The organism is Enterobacter cloacae complex sp. SYL003 (assembly GCF_049236925.1).
In the GTDB taxonomy this organism is placed as follows: Bacteria; Pseudomonadota; Gammaproteobacteria; order Enterobacterales; family Enterobacteriaceae; genus Enterobacter; species Enterobacter intestinihominis.
Genome location: NZ_JBMKJK010000005.1, coordinates 37,773 through 54,684, shown reverse-complemented (window position 1 = coordinate 54,684; position 16,912 = coordinate 37,773). Strand labels below are relative to the sequence as shown.

Below are 16,912 nucleotides of genomic sequence, written 5' to 3'. Positions count from 1 at the left end.
AGCGCGCCGAAGTCGTTACAGCGTATCCGCAGGCGGGATGCCGAAATCAGGCATCCCGTTGTCGTCCCAGCGGACGAGCTTCAGGCGAGTGTGGCGATTCGGATCGTAAAGCGGATCGCCTTCAATTTCAGTGTAGTTTCGCGCGTGGTAGACCAGCACATCGTCGCCTTCCGGCGTCTGCGTAAAGCTGTTATGGCCTGGTCCATACTGACGGTTTTCGTAGCTGGTGACGAACACCGGGCGCGGGGATTTATGCCAGTTAGCCGGGTTTTGCGGATCGGCATCTACGTCTATCCACAGTAATCCCATGCAGTAATTCTCGTCGGTGGCGCTGGCGGAATAGCTGATAAATAGCTTATCGCCATGGAACAGCACCGCCGGGCCTTCGTTGACCCAGAATCCGCGGCACTCCCAGTCATATTCCGGTTTACTGAGCATTACCGGCTCGCCTTTCAGCGTCCACGGATTTTCCATTTCACACAGGTAAAGATTGGAGTTACCGGAAATGTCCGGGGCTTTTTGCGCCCACAGATACCAGCGTTTGCCCTGATGCACAAAGGTAGTGGCATCCAGCGCGAAGGTGTCAAACGGGGTTTTGATTTGCCCTTTTTCCACCCATGTACCGGTGAGCGGATCGCGATCTGCGCATTCAATGGCGAACATGCGATGCTGGAACATACCGAGTTCGTCGAGCGCCTGGGTATGTGTGGCGGCAAAGTAGATGTACCACTTGCCGTCGATATGATGCAGTTCCGGTGCCCAGATCAGCTGGCTCATCGGGCCAGTGTCGGGCTTGCGCCAGACAACTACCTCTTCGGCATTGTCTAAATCTTCCAGCGAGTCCGCGCGGCGGATCGCCAGCCGGTCATACTCCGGCACGGAGGCGATAAAGTAATATTGTCCTTCGTGACGCAGGATATACGGGTCGGCGCGTTGTTCAATAAACGGGTTTGGCCAGGTTTGCATTCGGCTTTCCTTATTTAGTCTCAGCGGCTTTAAATTCCTGATAGTCGCTCAGTTCACGATAGTTGGTGCGACGCTTCTCCAGATCGGACTGGATTTGCTTCATGGTCTCACGGTCCACTTTCAGCAGACGTACAACGCCCGCGGTAATTAAATATCCAATGCCAGGAATGACGGTAAAGAGCAGCACAATGCCGTTGATGGCATCCGCGCTCTGCGCTTTTGCGCCCGCGTCATAACCGTACCAGGAGAGCAGGAAGCCAACCATCGCCCCGGCAATCGCCAGACCCAGCTTCAGGAAGAAGATGTTGCCGGAAAAGCTTATCCCGGTGATACGTTTCCCGGTTTTCCATTCACCGTAGTCGTCCACGTCGGCCATCAGTGACCAGTGCAGAGGGGATGGGATCTGGTGCAGGATATTCAGCAGGACGTAAAGCACAACAATGGTTGTCGTCGCTTTCGGGTCGAAGAAGTAGAAGGCGCAGGAGAAAATCGCCAGCGCGATGTTGGTCCAGAAGAAGACCTTCAGCTTGCACCAGCGGTCGGTCAGCACTTTCGCCAGCATACTGCCGAACATCATGCCGACAACGCCCAGGCTGATAAACAGCGTGGCGAAATGGGTGCTTTGCCCCATTACCCAGGTGACGTAATACATGGTGGCCGCCATGCGGATAAAGCCCGGGCAGACGTTGCAGAGCGTCAGAAGCAGAATGCGCACCCACTGGTCATTCTTCCACACATCCTTCAGGTCGTTTTTCAGTTCGTCGTGGGTTTGTACCGCCGGGCGAACGCGCTCGCGCACCGTGGCGAAGCAGAACAGGAACATGCAGGTACCAATCAGCGCCAGCACGGTCATCGCCATCTGGTAGCCTTTGGCTTTGTTATCCCCACCGAACCAGTCAGCCATTGGCAGGAGCGTAAGCGACAGCAGCAGCGTGGCGATACCGACCATAACAAAACGATAGGACTGGCAGGCTACGCGCTCTTTTGGGTCGTTGGTGATCACGCCACCGAGCGAGCAGTACGGAATGTTGATGGCGGTATAGGTCAGCGACAGCAGGAAGTAGGTGACAAATGCATAGATAACTTTGCTGTTATAGCTCCACTCTGGGGTGGTGAACATCAGGATGCTGAACAGCGCATAGGGGAAGGCAATCCACAGTAGCCATGGACGAAATCGGCCATATTTGCTGCGGGTACGGTCGGCAATCGCGCCCATGATTGGGTCCGTTACGGCGTCAATCACGCGAACGGACAGCAGCAGTACCCCAACCAGCGCAGGCGCCAGACCAAAAATATCCGTATAAAAATAGTTAACAAATAACATGATGGCGCCAAAGATAATGTTGCATCCGGCGTCACCCATGCCATAGCCGATCTTTTCTTTTACTGACAGTTTGTTGTTATCCATCGACAGATCTCCGGGTTTCGGTATGGAGAGAATTATTCGCTGGCAAACGGATATATGCGTTGCAATATAAGGGCGGTGATATGGAGGATTTTGCTGTTGGCGTGAATTTGTGAGGAAGGTAACAAGACGCTGTACCCGCAACCGCGGGTACAGCGAGAAAACACTTAGTGCGCTTTCACCGTTTTGGCGTTTTTCTGTTTCACCATATAGCCCACGCCGAGGATCGCAATCCACACCGGGATGAGGTAGACGGAAATCGCCATGCCTGGCGTGATGAGCATGATGACCAGCACGGCCGCCATGAACAGCAGGCAAACCCAGTTCCCCAGCGGATAGAGCAGGGCAGGGAAGCGCGTGGTTACGCCCTGCTGCTGCTTGGCGCGGCGGAACTTGATGTGCGCGAGGCTAATCATCGCCCAGTTGATCACCAGCGCGGAAACCACCAACGCCATCAGCAGGCCGAAGGCCGATTCCGGTGCCAGGTAGTTAATCAGAACGCAAAGCGCCGTCACGACCGCCGACACGATAATGGTGTTAACCGGTACGCCACGTTTATCAACGGTAAGCAGCGCTTTCGGTGCGTTGCCCTGTTGCGCCAGGCCGAACAGCATACGGCTGTTGCAGTAAACGCAGCTGTTATAAACAGAGAGCGCGGCGGTCAGCACTACGACGTTAAGCGCGTTCGCCACGAAGGTGTCGCCCAGCTCGTGGAAGATCAGCACAAACGGGCTGGTATCCGCCGTGACGCGTGTCCATGGCAGCAGGGAGAGCAGGACCGCCAGGGAGCCCACGTAGAAGATCAGAATACGGTAGATAACCTGATTTGTGGCTTTCGGGATGCTCTGCTCCGGGTTGTCGGCTTCCGCGGCGGTGATGCCCACCAGCTCCAGACCGCCGAAGGAGAACATAATGATCGCCATCATCATTACCAGGCCGGTCATGCCGTGCGGCAGGAACCCGCCCTGTTCCCAGAGGTTGCGTACGGTTGCCTGCGGGCCACCGTTGCCGCTGAAGAGCAACCAGCCGCCAAAAATGATCATCGCTACAACGGCAATTACTTTGATAATGGCGAACCAGAACTCCATTTCCCCAAACACTTTCACGTTGGTCAGGTTAATGGCGTTGATCAGCACGAAGAAGACTGCCGCAGACGCCCAGGTGGGGATCTCCGGGTACCAGAATTGAATGTATTTACCGACGGCGGTGAGTTCCGCCATAGCAACCAGCACGTAAAGAACCCAGTAGTTCCATCCGGAGGCGAAGCCCGCAAAGCTGCCCCAGTATTTGTAGGCAAAGTGGCTAAAAGAGCCTGCAACCGGCTCCTCAACGACCATTTCCCCTAACTGGCGCATAATCAAAAACGCAATGAAACCTGCAATCGCGTAACCCAGAATGATGCCCGGACCGGCCGACTGGATAACGGACGCACTGCCCAGAAACAGGCCAGTACCAATAGCACCGCCCAGGGCGATGAGCTGAATATGGCGGTTTTTAAGGCCGCGCTTTAGCTGATCGCCATGCTGTTGAGCTTCCATTTGAAACCTCGTGTGTGGTTGTTATGTTCACGCTGTGCGTGTGTAATTATGAAAGTCCATATTCTGTATTTATTTCTTTACGGTTAACGATACCGAAAAAAGCGGAGATGGCTTCCGTTAGCGCCAGAATAGTGGTAAGTGCCAGCGAATGCACCTGCTTTATGAAGGGCTGATGACGACTTGAATAAAAAGAAACCAATTGTAAATCGGTACGTTAACCCCTCATACCCCAACCTATAGAATAGAAATGCGTCATAAGTGGGCGAATTTTCATATTTTGCCTTGTTGAATCGCTTCAGATTGCAAAATCCCTCGTTTAAATATGGTTAAAACTGCCCCTTTGGGAGTAACCATTTCATTTGTGCAAAGTTACATTCCTGAAACGTTAGTTCTGTAAGGTTGTTAAAATGTGCCGGGTTTCCTGATTTCAATCAAAACCAATATGGACAGAAGGTGAATACTTTGTTACTTTAGCGATACGAACATGAAATTGGTAAGACCAATTGACTCCGGGCAAAAAGGCGTAAGACAGGGAATATGGCCTACAGCAAAATTCGCCAACCAAAACTTTCCGATGTGATTGAGCAGCAGCTGGAGTTTTTGATTCTCGAAGGGACACTGCGCCCGGGCGAGAAACTCCCGCCAGAACGCGAGCTGGCAAAACAGTTCGACGTTTCACGCCCCTCTCTGCGTGAGGCGATTCAACGTCTCGAAGCAAAGGGCCTGTTGCTCCGTCGTCAGGGTGGCGGAACCTTTGTGCAAAACAGCCTGTGGCAGAGCTTCAGCGACCCGCTGGTAGAACTTCTCTCTGACCACCCAGAATCCCAGTTTGATCTGCTTGAGACCCGTCACGCGCTGGAAGGTATCGCGGCCTATTACGCCGCCCTTCGCAGCACTGATGAAGACCGCGTACGTATTCGCGAGCTGCATCAGGCCATTGAACGGGCACAGCAGTCCGGCGACTTAGACGCCGAATCCAGCGCCGTTGTCCAGTATCAAATTGCCGTCACCGAAGCAGCGCACAACGTGGTGCTCCTCCATCTGCTACGCTGCATGGAGCCCATGCTGGCCCAGAACGTTCGTCAGAATTTTGAATTGTTGTATGCCCGTCGGGAGATGCTCCCGCTGGTAAGTAACCATCGCACCCGAGTATTCGAGGCGATAATGGCCGGGGAACCGGAGCAGGCGCGTGAAGCGTCGCACCGCCATCTGGCTTTCATTGAGGAAATCTTGCTGGACCGCAGCCGTGAACAATCGCGTCGCGAGCGTTCATTGCGCCGCATACAGCAACGAAAGGATTAAGCGCCAGGTACTTTTAGAGCGCGGCAACTAAACGCAGAACCTGTCTTATTGTGTTCTTAACCGAGAGCACAATGGGACAGGTTCCAGACAAATCAACGTATTAGATAGATAAGGAATACCCCCATGTCAGAACGTCTCCAAAATGACGTGGATCCGATCGAAACTCGCGACTGGCTACAGGCGATCGAATCGGTCATCCGTGAAGAAGGTGTTGAGCGTGCTCAGTATCTGATTGATCAGCTGCTTTCAGAAGCGCGCAAAGGCGGCGTGAAAGTGGCTTCAGGTGCAGGGGCTAGCAACTACGTAAACACGATTGCCGTCGAAGACGAACCGGAATACCCGGGCAATCTGGATCTGGAACGCCGTATCCGTTCTGCTATCCGCTGGAACGCTATCATGACCGTTCTGCGCGCATCCAAGAAAGATCTGGAACTGGGTGGCCACATGGCGTCCTTCCAGTCCTCTGCGACCGTTTACGAAGTGTGCTTCAACCACTTCTTCCGTGCAGCCAATGAGAAAGACGGCGGCGATCTGGTGTACTTCCAGGGCCACATCTCTCCGGGCATCTATGCACGTGCCTTCCTGGAAGGTCGTCTGACTGAAGAGCAGATGAACAACTTCCGTCAGGAAGTTCACGGTAAGGGTCTGTCTTCTTATCCGCACCCTAAACTGATGCCTGAGTTCTGGCAGTTCCCGACCGTATCTATGGGTCTGGGTCCAATTGGTGCAATCTATCAGGCTAAATTCCTGAAGTACCTGGAACACCGTGGTCTGAAAGACACCTCTGAGCAGACCGTTTACGCCTTCCTGGGCGACGGTGAAATGGATGAGCCAGAATCTAAAGGCGCGATCACCATCGCGACCCGTGAGAAGCTGGACAACCTGTGCTTCATCATCAACTGTAACCTGCAACGTCTGGATGGTCCGGTAACCGGTAACGGCAAGATCATTAACGAACTGGAAGGCATCTTCGCGGGTGCAGGCTGGAACGTGATCAAAGTCATGTGGGGCGGTCGTTGGGATGAGCTGCTGCGTAAAGACACCAGCGGTAAACTGATCCAGCTGATGAACGAAACCGTTGACGGCGACTACCAGACCTTCAAATCCAAAGACGGTGCCTACGTTCGTGAGCACTTCTTCGGCAAATATCCTGAAACCGCAGCCCTGGTTGCAGACTGGACTGACGAGCAGATCTGGGCGCTGAACCGCGGTGGTCACGATCCGAAGAAAGTTTACGCTGCACTGAAAAAAGCGCAGGAAACCAAAGGTAAAGCGACTGTGATCCTGGCCCACACCATCAAAGGTTACGGCATGGGTGATACCGCAGAAGGTAAAAACATCGCTCACCAGGTTAAGAAAATGAACATGGACGGCGTGCGTTATATCCGCGACCGTTTCAACGTTCCAGTGACCGATGAGCAGGTAGAAAACCTGTCTTACATCACCTTCCCTGAAGGGTCTGAAGAGCACAAGTACCTGCACGAACGTCGTCAGGCGCTGAAAGGCTACCTGCCTGCTCGTCAGCCTAACTTCACCGAGAAGCTGGAACTGCCAGCCCTGGAAGACTTCTCTCAGCTGCTGGAAGAGCAGAACAAAGAGATCTCTACCACTATCGCTTTCGTTCGTGCCCTGAACGTGATGCTGAAGAACAAGTCAATCAAAGATCGTCTGGTTCCAATCATCGCCGACGAAGCGCGTACTTTCGGTATGGAAGGTCTGTTCCGTCAGATCGGTATCTACAGCCCGAACGGCCAGCAGTACACCCCGCAGGACCGTGAGCAGGTTGCATACTACAAAGAAGACGAGAAAGGTCAGATCCTTCAGGAAGGTATCAACGAACTGGGTGCAGGCGCATCCTGGCTGGCTGCTGCGACCTCTTACAGCACCAACAACCTGCCGATGATCCCGTTCTACATCTACTACTCCATGTTCGGGTTCCAGCGTATCGGTGATCTGTGCTGGCAGGCAGGCGACCAGCAGGCTCGCGGCTTCCTGATCGGTGGTACTTCTGGTCGTACGACCCTGAACGGTGAAGGTCTGCAGCACGAAGATGGTCACAGCCACATTCAGTCTCTGACTATCCCTAACTGTATCTCTTACGACCCGTCTTACGCGTACGAAGTGGCAGTCATCATGCATGACGGTCTGCAGCGCATGTACGGTGAAGCGCAAGAGAACGTTTACTACTACATCACCACCCTGAACGAAAACTACCACATGCCGGCAATGCCAGCAGGTGCCGAGGAAGGTATCCGTAAAGGTATCTACAAACTCGAAACCATCGAAGGTAGCAAAGGTAAAGTTCAGCTGCTGGGCTCCGGTTCTATCCTGCGTCACGTTCGTGAAGCAGCGCAGATCCTGGCGAAAGACTACGGTGTGGGTTCCGATGTGTACTCTGTGACCTCCTTCACTGAACTGGCGCGTGATGGCCAGGATTGTGAGCGCTGGAACATGCTGCACCCAATGGAAACCCCACGCGTTCCGTACATCGCTCAGGTGATGAACGACGCGCCAGCGGTGGCGTCTACTGACTATATGAAACTGTTCGCTGAGCAGGTTCGTACTTACGTTCCAGCTGATGATTATCGCGTACTGGGTACTGACGGCTTCGGTCGTTCTGACAGCCGCGAAAACCTGCGTCACCACTTCGAAGTTGATGCTTCCTACGTGGTAGTAGCAGCACTGGGCGAACTGGCTAAACGTGGCGAAATCGATAAGAAAGTGGTTGCGGACGCAATCACCAAATTCAACATCGATGCAGATAAAGTTAACCCGCGTCTGGCGTAAGAGGTAAAAGAATAATGGCTATCGAAATCAATGTACCGGACATCGGGGCTGATGAAGTTGAAATCACCGAGATCCTGGTCAAAGTAGGCGACAAAGTTGAAGCTGAACAGTCGCTGATCACCGTAGAAGGCGACAAAGCCTCTATGGAAGTCCCGTCTCCTCAGGCTGGCATCGTTAAAGAGATCAAAGTCTCTGTTGGCGATAAAACCGAGACTGGCAAACTGATCATGATTTTCGATTCCGCCGACGGTGCAGCAGCTGCTGCACCTGCGCAGGAAGAGAAGAAAGAAGCCGCTCCTGCTGCTGCTCCAGCAGCGGCCGCGGCAGCGAAAGAAGTAAATGTGCCTGACATCGGCGGTGACGAAGTTGAAGTGACCGAAATCCTGGTGAAAGTGGGCGACACCGTTGCGGCTGAGCAGTCACTGATCACCGTTGAAGGCGACAAAGCCTCTATGGAAGTGCCAGCACCGTTCGCCGGTACCGTTAAAGAGATCAAGATCAACACCGGCGACAAAGTGTCTACCGGCTCGCTGATCATGGTCTTCGAAGTGGCGGGTGCAGCACCTGCCGCTGTGCCTGCTCAGGCTGCTGCTCCGGCTCCGGCCGCTGCACCAGCGGCTGCTGGCGGCGCGAAAGACGTTAACGTACCGGATATCGGCGGTGACGAAGTTGAAGTGACCGAAGTGATGGTGAAAGTGGGCGACAAAGTTGCCGCTGAACAGTCACTGATCACCGTTGAAGGCGACAAAGCTTCTATGGAAGTGCCTGCGCCGTTCGCCGGTACCGTTAAAGAGATCAAAATCAGCACCGGCGACAAAGTGTCTACCGGCTCTCTGATCATGGTCTTCGAAGTGGAAGGCGCAGCGCCTGCCGCCGCTCCGGCTGCCGCGGCTGCTCCGGCACCTGCTGCTGCACCGGCTCAGGCTGCTAAACCTGCTGCTGCCCCTGCTGCTAAAGCAGAAAAATCTGAGTTCGCTGAAAACGACGCTTACGTCCACGCGACTCCGCTGATTCGTCGCCTGGCGCGCGAATTCGGTGTGAACCTGGCGAAAGTGAAGGGCACCGGCCGTAAAGGTCGTATCCTGCGCGAAGACGTTCAGGCTTACGTGAAAGACGCGGTGAAACGCGCCGAAGCTGCACCTGCAGCAGCAGCTGGCGGCGGTATCCCGGGCATGCTGCCATGGCCGAAAGTGGACTTCAGCAAGTTCGGTGAAATCGAAGAAGTGGAGCTGGGCCGTATCCAGAAAATCTCTGGTGCTAACCTGAGCCGTAACTGGGTGATGATCCCGCACGTTACGCACTTCGATAAGACCGATATCACCGATCTGGAAGCGTTCCGTAAACAGCAGAACGCCGAAGCTGAGAAGCGTAAGCTGGACGTGAAGTTCACCCCAGTAGTCTTTATCATGAAGGCCGTTGCCGCTGCTCTTGAGCAGATGCCACGCTTCAACAGCTCCCTGTCCGAAGACGGCCAGAAGCTGACGCTGAAGAAATACATCAACATCGGTGTTGCGGTTGATACGCCAAATGGTCTGGTGGTTCCGGTCTTCAAAGACGTGAACAAGAAGAGCATTACCGAGCTGTCCCGTGAACTGACCACCATCTCCAAAAAAGCGCGTGATGGTAAGCTGACTGCCGGCGAAATGCAGGGCGGCTGCTTCACTATCTCCAGCATCGGCGGCCTGGGTACCACCCACTTCGCGCCGATTGTAAACGCGCCGGAAGTGGCTATCCTCGGTGTGTCCAAGTCCGCGATGGAGCCGGTGTGGAATGGCAAAGAGTTCGTGCCGCGTCTGATGATGCCAATCTCTCTCTCCTTCGACCACCGCGTAATCGACGGGGCTGATGGTGCGCGTTTCATCACCATCATCAACAACACCCTGAGCGACATTCGCCGCCTGGTGATGTAATCGAAAAGCCGGCCAGTCGGCCGGCTTTTTTCTGATAATCTCATGGGGTTTTTGAGGTTATTGGTGAAAGCGATAATTCGTGAGCCGTTTGTTGTTTCAAAATTGTTAACAATTTTGTAAAATACGGGCGGATAGAACGACCCGGTGGACGACGGGTATACATTAAGAGGTCATGATGAGCACAGAAATCAAAACTCAGGTCGTAGTACTTGGGGCAGGCCCGGCAGGTTACTCCGCAGCATTTCGCGCCGCGGATTTAGGTCTGGAAACCGTCATCGTAGAACGTTACAGCACCCTCGGCGGTGTTTGTCTGAACGTCGGCTGTATCCCTTCTAAAGCGCTGCTGCACGTAGCGAAAGTTATCGAAGAAGCCAAAGCGCTGGCTGAACACGGTATCGTCTTCGGCGAGCCGAAAACCGATATCGACAAAATTCGTACCTGGAAAGAGAAAGTTATCACTCAGCTGACCGGCGGTCTGGCGGGTATGGCCAAAGGCCGTAAAGTGAAAGTGGTAAACGGTCTGGGTAAATTCACCGGTGCGAACACCCTGGAAGTGGAAGGCGAAAACGGCAAAACCGTGATCAACTTCGACAACGCGATCATCGCGGCAGGCTCTCGCCCAATCGAACTGCCATTCATTCCACATGAAGATCCACGCGTGTGGGATTCCACCGATGCGCTGGAGCTGAAAACCGTTCCTAAGCGTCTGCTGGTTATGGGCGGCGGTATCATCGGTCTGGAAATGGGTACTGTGTACCATGCGCTGGGTTCAGAGATCGACGTGGTTGAAATGTTCGACCAGGTTATCCCGGCAGCCGACAAAGATATCGTTAAAGTCTTCACCAAACGCATCAGCAAGAAATTCAACCTGATGCTGGAAACCAAAGTGACTGCCGTTGAAGCGAAAGAAGACGGTATTTACGTTTCCATGGAAGGCAAAAAAGCCCCATCCGAACCACAGCGTTACGACGCCGTGCTGGTGGCTATCGGCCGTGTGCCGAACGGTAAAAATCTCGACGCGGGCAAAGCTGGCGTGGAAGTGGACGACCGTGGCTTCATCCGCGTTGACAAACAGCTGCGTACCAACGTGCCGCACATCTTTGCTATCGGCGATATCGTCGGTCAGCCAATGCTGGCGCACAAAGGTGTTCACGAAGGTCATGTTGCTGCTGAAGTTATCGCCGGCATGAAGCATTACTTCGATCCGAAAGTGATCCCATCTATCGCGTATACCGAGCCAGAAGTTGCATGGGTTGGTCTGACTGAGAAAGAAGCGAAAGAGAAAGGCATCAGCTACGAAACTGCCACCTTCCCGTGGGCTGCTTCTGGCCGTGCTATCGCGTCCGACTGCGCAGACGGTATGACCAAACTGATCTTCGACAAAGAGACTCATCGCGTCATCGGTGGTGCGATTGTCGGTACCAACGGCGGCGAGCTGCTGGGTGAAATCGGTCTGGCTATCGAAATGGGCTGCGACGCAGAAGACATCGCGCTGACCATCCACGCACACCCGACTCTGCATGAGTCCGTGGGCCTGGCGGCAGAAGTGTTTGAAGGTAGCATTACTGACCTGCCAAACGCGAAAGCGAAGAAGAAATAAGTTTCTTCAGATGAAAAAAGCGGCCTCAGGCCGCTTTTTTTATGCGCTGCGTTCAGGGTGTGACAGGCTGCCAGGTCTTATCCGGCTGGTATTCACTAAGAGCCTGCGCTTTCTGCGCCGAATCGTTGCCGAGATCTGCCTGATAAACCGCGTCATCCTGGTTAATTACAAAGCTCATTACCCCCGTCTGACCGTAGTTCACCGGCCAGGCGACCATGGCAAAGCCATTTTTATCCGGCAGGATGCGGAATCGGTAACCATGGTAACCCGCCCCCGACTGTGGAGGACTGAACGCCGGACCCAGTGGGCTGGGCGTTTCACCGGGAGCGACGGGCCAGTACAGTCCATCCTTTTTACCTTCAGAACTGACTATCTTCTGCGCGTACTTTTGGTTCATCGCAAAATAGCTCTGCTGGGCATCAACATAGGCGTGAAGCGCTTCGATGGCTGCGAGTTCGTTGCGCCCGATTTCGCGGGTCAGGATCTCTTCTGCGGCTTCCTGCATATCAAACTGCCAGCCAGATGCCGTTTTGACCACCGGGATCGGTAGCTGCCAGCCGTTATCGCCCACCACCAGGTGCGCCACGTTGCCACTGATGACGGTTTTATGATGAACGTTCCAGTCGCGCAGGAAGCGATCGACCGCATCAGGATCAACGCCTTCGGGCGGCAGAAAATCGCGCCAGTTTTCACCGAGCAAATTGTTCATCGCACTTTCGTTTTGCTCGCTGATGGCGCTTGCCAGCGCACTGGTCGCCTGTTCTGGCGAACTGAACGATTGCTGTGCCATGACGGCCGCCGAGACCATGAACAACACCATTCCACTGAGTAATTGACGTTTCATGTCGGCTCCCTTAACGATGACGGAATTCATGGCGTTCAGCGCGTTCACCAGTGAGCTGGCGCGGCTGATGTTGACGAGTAGCGAGCTGCCGGCTTTGCGCCCCGCGCTGCTGCTGGGCTTGCCAGTTGGCGGAGCGGCTGTCGTTGCCGCTCAGGGCATTGGCCCGATGCAGCCTGGCTGGCTGCTGTACCGTCTGTGAAACCCGCTTCTCCTGTCTGTGCATGTCAGTCTGATGATGTTCACGCTGCGGCGTGCTCGTCCGTTTTACGGCCTGTGGCCTGGTGTCATATCCACGATAGTTATTTCGCTGCGAGATCTGCTTCAACTGTTGCGTTGAGGCCAGACGTTGTGCGTCCCGCGTGGCTGTATGTACTGAGTGTGGGAGGGTTTTACCCGTTGATTGTTCCATCTGGCTGAGAGCGGCCTGGCGCTGGCTGTCGCGATTGACTGGATTTTGCTGCGTCGCGCTTAGCCCGGTGGCTGTATGTGTAGAGTGGAAGCGGTTAGCCAGCTGGTTATTCGGGTAAGGCACGCCTTCACGATAGGCAGGATTGTGCTGCCAGGTGTGGTTATTACCGTTCAGGTGCTGCCCGCTGATTCTGTTGAAATTATCCACGTTGATATTGATGTTGTTATCACCGTTGCGGTTATAACCGCCGTGATTGTCCCAGTCATCATCGTGATGATGGTGATCCCAGTCGTCGTCATCCCAGTCAATATTGCTGAAAATGGCGTAGGTTGTAGCGACCCCGAGGCTAAAACCTAATCCTTTAACCAGACTGTCCGTGAATTGCTCGCCGGGTGAGGGCGGAAGATAGACCGGCGGGTAAGCGGTGTTAGGCCAGCTACCATAAACCGTATTCGGGTTATACGTGGGAACATACACCACCTGCGGATCGGCGGATTCAATCTTGATCACCGTTGGGCTGGTAGGCGTTGCGGTTGTCGTGGTTTTTGTCGATGCAGGTTTCGTGACGGTGGTGACCGTCTGCTGCGGTGTGGATTGCAGCGCACCCGTTTGTTGGGCCAGCAGGCGCAGCCGCTGTACGGAATCCATCACATCTTTCGGCTGTGCAAGGAAGGCGTCTCCCAGATTTTGTACCCATGGCGGATTTTCGCCCATCAACGACATCAGCTGAGGAAACGCAACCAGGGATTTTACGCTGGGATCCCACGGCTGGGTGGCTACCGCCTGCAGGGCGGCATCACCCTGCATTTTAGGATTGTCTTTCGACCACTGCGCGGCCTGAATAACATTTGACGGATAGGTCGACGCCATCAAGATTTGCGACAGCAAGGCATCCGGGTAAAGCGCGACAGGGGCAACCCATTGGTCGATTTGCGCCGCAGTGTAGACCGGGGCAGCGACGGGCGCAGGCTGGGCTATCGGTGCGCCAGGTTGTTGTATAACCGGAGCAGGCGTAGCAGGTTCCGTTGCGCGGCTTTTAACGTACATGACACCCGAGGCGGCAAACAACCCCGCACTGCAAAGCAGAACAAGAAGATGTGGCTTAAAAGGCAACTTCATAGATTGACTCCAACGAGACGAGTGCAGTGCCGTGAGGCGTTGCTGTTGCCGCGAGTATCATTCACTCGTGTTTTACAGTTTTGACTATTGTTGGGAAACCAACCTGAGCGTCCGGATAAAGAGTGTGAGTATTTATTACACAATTATATCGGATAGCTGAAAAGGCGACGGGAAAGAGGACAAGATTCGCCTCGTCTCCCCGCTACACCATGCTTAACGATTCAGCAAATAATTTAATGTTGCTTTTTTGTAAACAGATTAACACTGTGCAGAAATCCTGCTATGCTGCCCGACGCGGTATCGGGCATTTACCCTACAAACTGCTGTCTCACAGGAGCGTGAAGAGAACGCCCGCCGCATATGACAATGAGAGCGAGGAGAACCGTCGTGCTAGAAGAATACCGTAAGCACGTAGCAGAACGTGCCGCCGAGGGAATTGTACCCAAACCTTTAGATGCAACCCAAATGGCCGCGCTCGTCGAGCTGCTGAAGAACCCGCCTGAGGGCGAAGAAGAATTCCTGTTAGATCTGCTGATCAACCGCGTACCGCCTGGCGTAGATGAAGCTGCCTACGTAAAAGCCGGATTCCTTGCTGCTATCGCCAAAGGCGAAGCCACCTCCCCACTGGTTACTCCTGAAAAAGCCATTGAACTGCTCGGCACCATGCAGGGCGGCTATAACATTCATCCGCTGATTGACGCGCTGGACAACGAAAAGCTGGCACCGATTGCTGCCAAAGCGCTCTCTTCAACGCTGCTGATGTTCGATAACTTCTACGATGTAGAAGAAAAAGCCAAAGCAGGCAACGTTTACGCGAAGCAGGTGATGCAGTCCTGGGCCGATGCCGAATGGTTCCTGAACCGTCCTGCGCTTGCTGAAAAAATTACCGTGACCGTCTTTAAGGTTACCGGTGAAACCAACACCGATGACCTCTCTCCGGCTCCGGACGCGTGGTCTCGTCCTGATATCCCCCTGCACGCCCTGGCGATGCTGAAAAACGCCCGTGAAGGCATCGAGCCGGATCAGCCGGGTAGCGTTGGCCCGATTAAACAGATCGAAGCGCTTCAGGAGAAAGGTTTCCCGCTGGCCTACGTCGGTGATGTGGTTGGTACCGGTTCTTCCCGTAAATCCGCCACCAACTCCGTGCTGTGGTTCATGGGCGACGACATTCCGCACGTGCCGAACAAGCGCGGCGGCGGCCTGTGCCTCGGCGGCAAAATTGCGCCAATCTTCTTCAACACCATGGAAGATGCGGGCGCTCTGCCAATTGAAGTGGACGTGAGCAACCTGAACATGGGCGACGTGATTGACGTTTACCCGTATAAAGGCGAAGTGCGCAACCACGAAACCAACGAACTGTTGGCAAGCTTCGAGCTGAAAACCGACGTGCTGATCGACGAAGTGCGTGCCGGTGGCCGTATTCCGCTGATCATTGGCCGTGGCCTGACCACCAAGGCGCGTGAAGCGCTGGGTCTGCCGCACAGTGACGTGTTCCGTCAGGCGAAAGACGTGGCGGAAAGCAATCGCGGCTTCTCGCTGGCACAGAAAATGGTCGGTCGCGCCTGCGGCGTCGCCGGTATCCGTCCTGGCGCGTACTGCGAGCCGAAAATGACCTCCGTGGGCTCTCAGGACACCACCGGTCCAATGACCCGTGATGAACTGAAAGACCTGGCGTGCCTGGGCTTCTCATCTGACCTGGTCATGCAGTCCTTCTGCCACACTGCGGCATATCCGAAGCCGGTTGACGTCACTACGCACCACACGCTGCCTGACTTCATTATGAACCGTGGCGGTGTCTCCCTGCGTCCGGGCGACGGCGTTATCCACTCCTGGCTGAACCGCATGCTGCTGCCGGATACCGTGGGTACCGGCGGTGACTCCCATACCCGTTTCCCGATTGGTATCTCCTTCCCTGCGGGCTCCGGTCTGGTGGCGTTTGCCGCAGCGACCGGCGTGATGCCGCTGGACATGCCTGAATCCGTGCTGGTGCGCTTCAAAGGCAAAATGCAGCCGGGCATCACTCTGCGCGATCTGGTGCACGCAATCCCGCTGTATGCCATCAAACAGGGTCTGCTGACCGTTGAGAAGAAGGGCAAGAAAAACATCTTCTCTGGCCGCATTCTGGAAATTGAAGGTCTGCCGGATCTGAAAGTTGAGCAGGCGTTCGAGCTGACCGATGCCTCTGCCGAGCGTTCTGCGGCGGGCTGTACCATCAAGCTGAACAAAGAGCCGATTATTGAGTATCTGACCTCCAACATCGTGCTGCTCAAGTGGATGATTGCGGAAGGCTACGGCGACCGCCGTACGCTGGAGCGTCGTATTCAGGGCATGGAAAAATGGCTGGCGGATCCGCAGCTGCTGGAAGCTGACGCTGACGCAGAGTACGCGGCGGTGATCGACATCGATCTGGCGGATATCAAAGAGCCAATCCTGTGTGCGCCAAACGATCCGGACGATGCGCGTCTGCTCTCTGACGTACAGGGCGATAAGATCGACGAAGTATTCATCGGCTCCTGTATGACCAACATCGGCCACTTCCGTGCTGCCGGTAAGCTGCTGGATACTCACAAAGGCCAGCTGCCGACCCGTCTGTGGGTGGCGCCGCCAACCCGTATGGATGCGGCGCAGCTGACCGAAGAGGGCTACTACAGCGTGTTCGGTAAGAGCGGGGCGCGTATTGAAATTCCGGGCTGCTCCCTGTGCATGGGCAACCAGGCGCGCGTGGCCGACGGTGCGACAGTGGTCTCCACCTCCACCCGTAACTTCCCGAACCGTTTGGGTACCGGGGCGAACGTCTACCTGGCTTCTGCGGAGCTGGCAGCGGTTGCGGCGCTGATTGGCAAACTGCCAACGCCGGAAGAGTACCAGACCTTTGTGGCTCAGGTAGATAAGACGGCGGTGGACACCTATCGCTATCTCAACTTCGACCAGCTCTCTCAGTACACCGAGAAGGCTGACGGGGTGATCTTCCAGACGGCAGTATAAACACCAACCCCTCACCCCTAACCCCTCTCCCCAAAGGGGCGAGGGGG

At 54.8% G+C, this 16,912-nt stretch carries 10 protein-coding genes; 5 read left to right on the top strand and 5 right to left on the bottom strand.

Annotated elements, in window-relative coordinates:
• Positions 1-15: 15 nt before the first annotated feature.
• The 3 genes from ACOT1A_RS08040 to aroP form a co-directional block, all read right to left on the bottom strand.
• A complete protein-coding gene (locus ACOT1A_RS08040) occupies positions 16-966 on the bottom strand; it encodes a family 43 glycosylhydrolase (RefSeq protein WP_105323015.1) in 951 nt (316 codons plus the stop codon).
• Between the two features lie 10 nt (positions 967-976).
• Positions 977-2,374, bottom strand: a complete 1,398-nt coding sequence (locus ACOT1A_RS08035) for a glycoside-pentoside-hexuronide (GPH):cation symporter (protein WP_022647062.1) — start codon at positions 2,372-2,374, stop codon at positions 977-979.
• A 164-nt stretch (positions 2,375-2,538) separates the two neighbouring features.
• Positions 2,539-3,909, bottom strand: a complete 1,371-nt coding sequence (gene aroP, locus ACOT1A_RS08030; RefSeq protein WP_023299335.1) for an aromatic amino acid transporter AroP — start codon at positions 3,907-3,909, stop codon at positions 2,539-2,541.
• Positions 3,910-4,446: 537 nt separating this feature from the next.
• Between aroP and pdhR the strand changes: the two genes are divergently transcribed.
• The 4 genes from pdhR to lpdA all read left to right on the top strand — a co-directional run bounded on the left by pdhR (position 4,447) and on the right by lpdA (position 11,508).
• Positions 4,447-5,211, top strand: a complete 765-nt coding sequence (pdhR, locus tag ACOT1A_RS08025; RefSeq protein WP_006173806.1) for a pyruvate dehydrogenase complex transcriptional repressor PdhR — start codon at positions 4,447-4,449, stop codon at positions 5,209-5,211.
• Between the two features lie 123 nt (positions 5,212-5,334).
• Positions 5,335-7,998, top strand: a complete 2,664-nt coding sequence (gene aceE / locus ACOT1A_RS08020; RefSeq protein ID WP_022647064.1) for a pyruvate dehydrogenase (acetyl-transferring), homodimeric type — start codon at positions 5,335-5,337, stop codon at positions 7,996-7,998.
• 14 nt (positions 7,999-8,012) lie between these two features.
• Positions 8,013-9,908 carry a pyruvate dehydrogenase complex dihydrolipoyllysine-residue acetyltransferase gene (gene aceF, locus ACOT1A_RS08015; RefSeq protein ID WP_276170080.1) on the top strand — a complete coding sequence of 632 codons (1,896 nt, stop codon included), beginning with the start codon at positions 8,013-8,015 and terminating at the stop codon, positions 9,906-9,908.
• A 175-nt stretch (positions 9,909-10,083) separates the two neighbouring features.
• Positions 10,084-11,508, top strand: a complete 1,425-nt coding sequence (lpdA, locus tag ACOT1A_RS08010) for a dihydrolipoyl dehydrogenase (RefSeq protein WP_003856313.1) — start codon at positions 10,084-10,086, stop codon at positions 11,506-11,508.
• A 52-nt stretch (positions 11,509-11,560) separates the two neighbouring features.
• Here lpdA and ACOT1A_RS08005 read toward each other — a convergent pair whose 3' ends face one another.
• Together ACOT1A_RS08005 and ACOT1A_RS08000 are read right to left on the bottom strand one after the other, a co-directional pair.
• The gene (locus tag ACOT1A_RS08005) at positions 11,561-12,352 is read right to left on the bottom strand and encodes a DUF2950 family protein (protein WP_032625516.1); all 792 of its coding nucleotides are present in this window, start codon (positions 12,350-12,352) and stop codon (positions 11,561-11,563) included.
• Between the two features lie 10 nt (positions 12,353-12,362).
• Positions 12,363-13,880: a DUF3300 domain-containing protein gene (locus ACOT1A_RS08000; RefSeq protein WP_276170081.1), complete on the bottom strand. Its 1,518-nt coding sequence runs from the start codon at positions 13,878-13,880 to the stop codon at positions 12,363-12,365.
• 387 nt (positions 13,881-14,267) lie between these two features.
• Between ACOT1A_RS08000 and acnB the strand changes: the two genes are divergently transcribed.
• Positions 14,268-16,865 (top strand): bifunctional aconitate hydratase 2/2-methylisocitrate dehydratase, encoded by a 2,598-nt coding sequence (acnB, locus tag ACOT1A_RS07995; RefSeq protein WP_022647068.1) that lies wholly within the window; start codon positions 14,268-14,270, stop codon positions 16,863-16,865.
• Positions 16,866-16,912: the final 47 nt, after the last annotated feature.

Bases quoted from the DNA above. Each gene is read 5' to 3' on its own strand.
- pdhR (WP_006173806.1), top strand. From the start codon at position 4,447: ATGGCCTACAGCAAAATTCGCCAACCAAAACTTTCCGATGTGATTGAG.
- lpdA (WP_003856313.1), top strand. From the start codon at position 10,084: ATGAGCACAGAAATCAAAACTCAGGTCGTAGTACTTGGGGCAGGCCCG.
- ACOT1A_RS08035 (WP_022647062.1), bottom strand. From the start codon at position 2,374: ATGGATAACAACAAACTGTCAGTAAAAGAAAAGATCGGCTATGGCATG.
- aceE (WP_022647064.1), top strand. From the start codon at position 5,335: ATGTCAGAACGTCTCCAAAATGACGTGGATCCGATCGAAACTCGCGAC.
- ACOT1A_RS08000 (WP_276170081.1), bottom strand. From the start codon at position 13,880: ATGAAGTTGCCTTTTAAGCCACATCTTCTTGTTCTGCTTTGCAGTGCG.
- aroP (WP_023299335.1), bottom strand. From the start codon at position 3,909: ATGGAAGCTCAACAGCATGGCGATCAGCTAAAGCGCGGCCTTAAAAAC.
- ACOT1A_RS08040 (WP_105323015.1), bottom strand. From the start codon at position 966: ATGCAAACCTGGCCAAACCCGTTTATTGAACAACGCGCCGACCCGTAT.
- aceF (WP_276170080.1), top strand. From the start codon at position 8,013: ATGGCTATCGAAATCAATGTACCGGACATCGGGGCTGATGAAGTTGAA.
- ACOT1A_RS08005 (WP_032625516.1), bottom strand. From the start codon at position 12,352: ATGAAACGTCAATTACTCAGTGGAATGGTGTTGTTCATGGTCTCGGCG.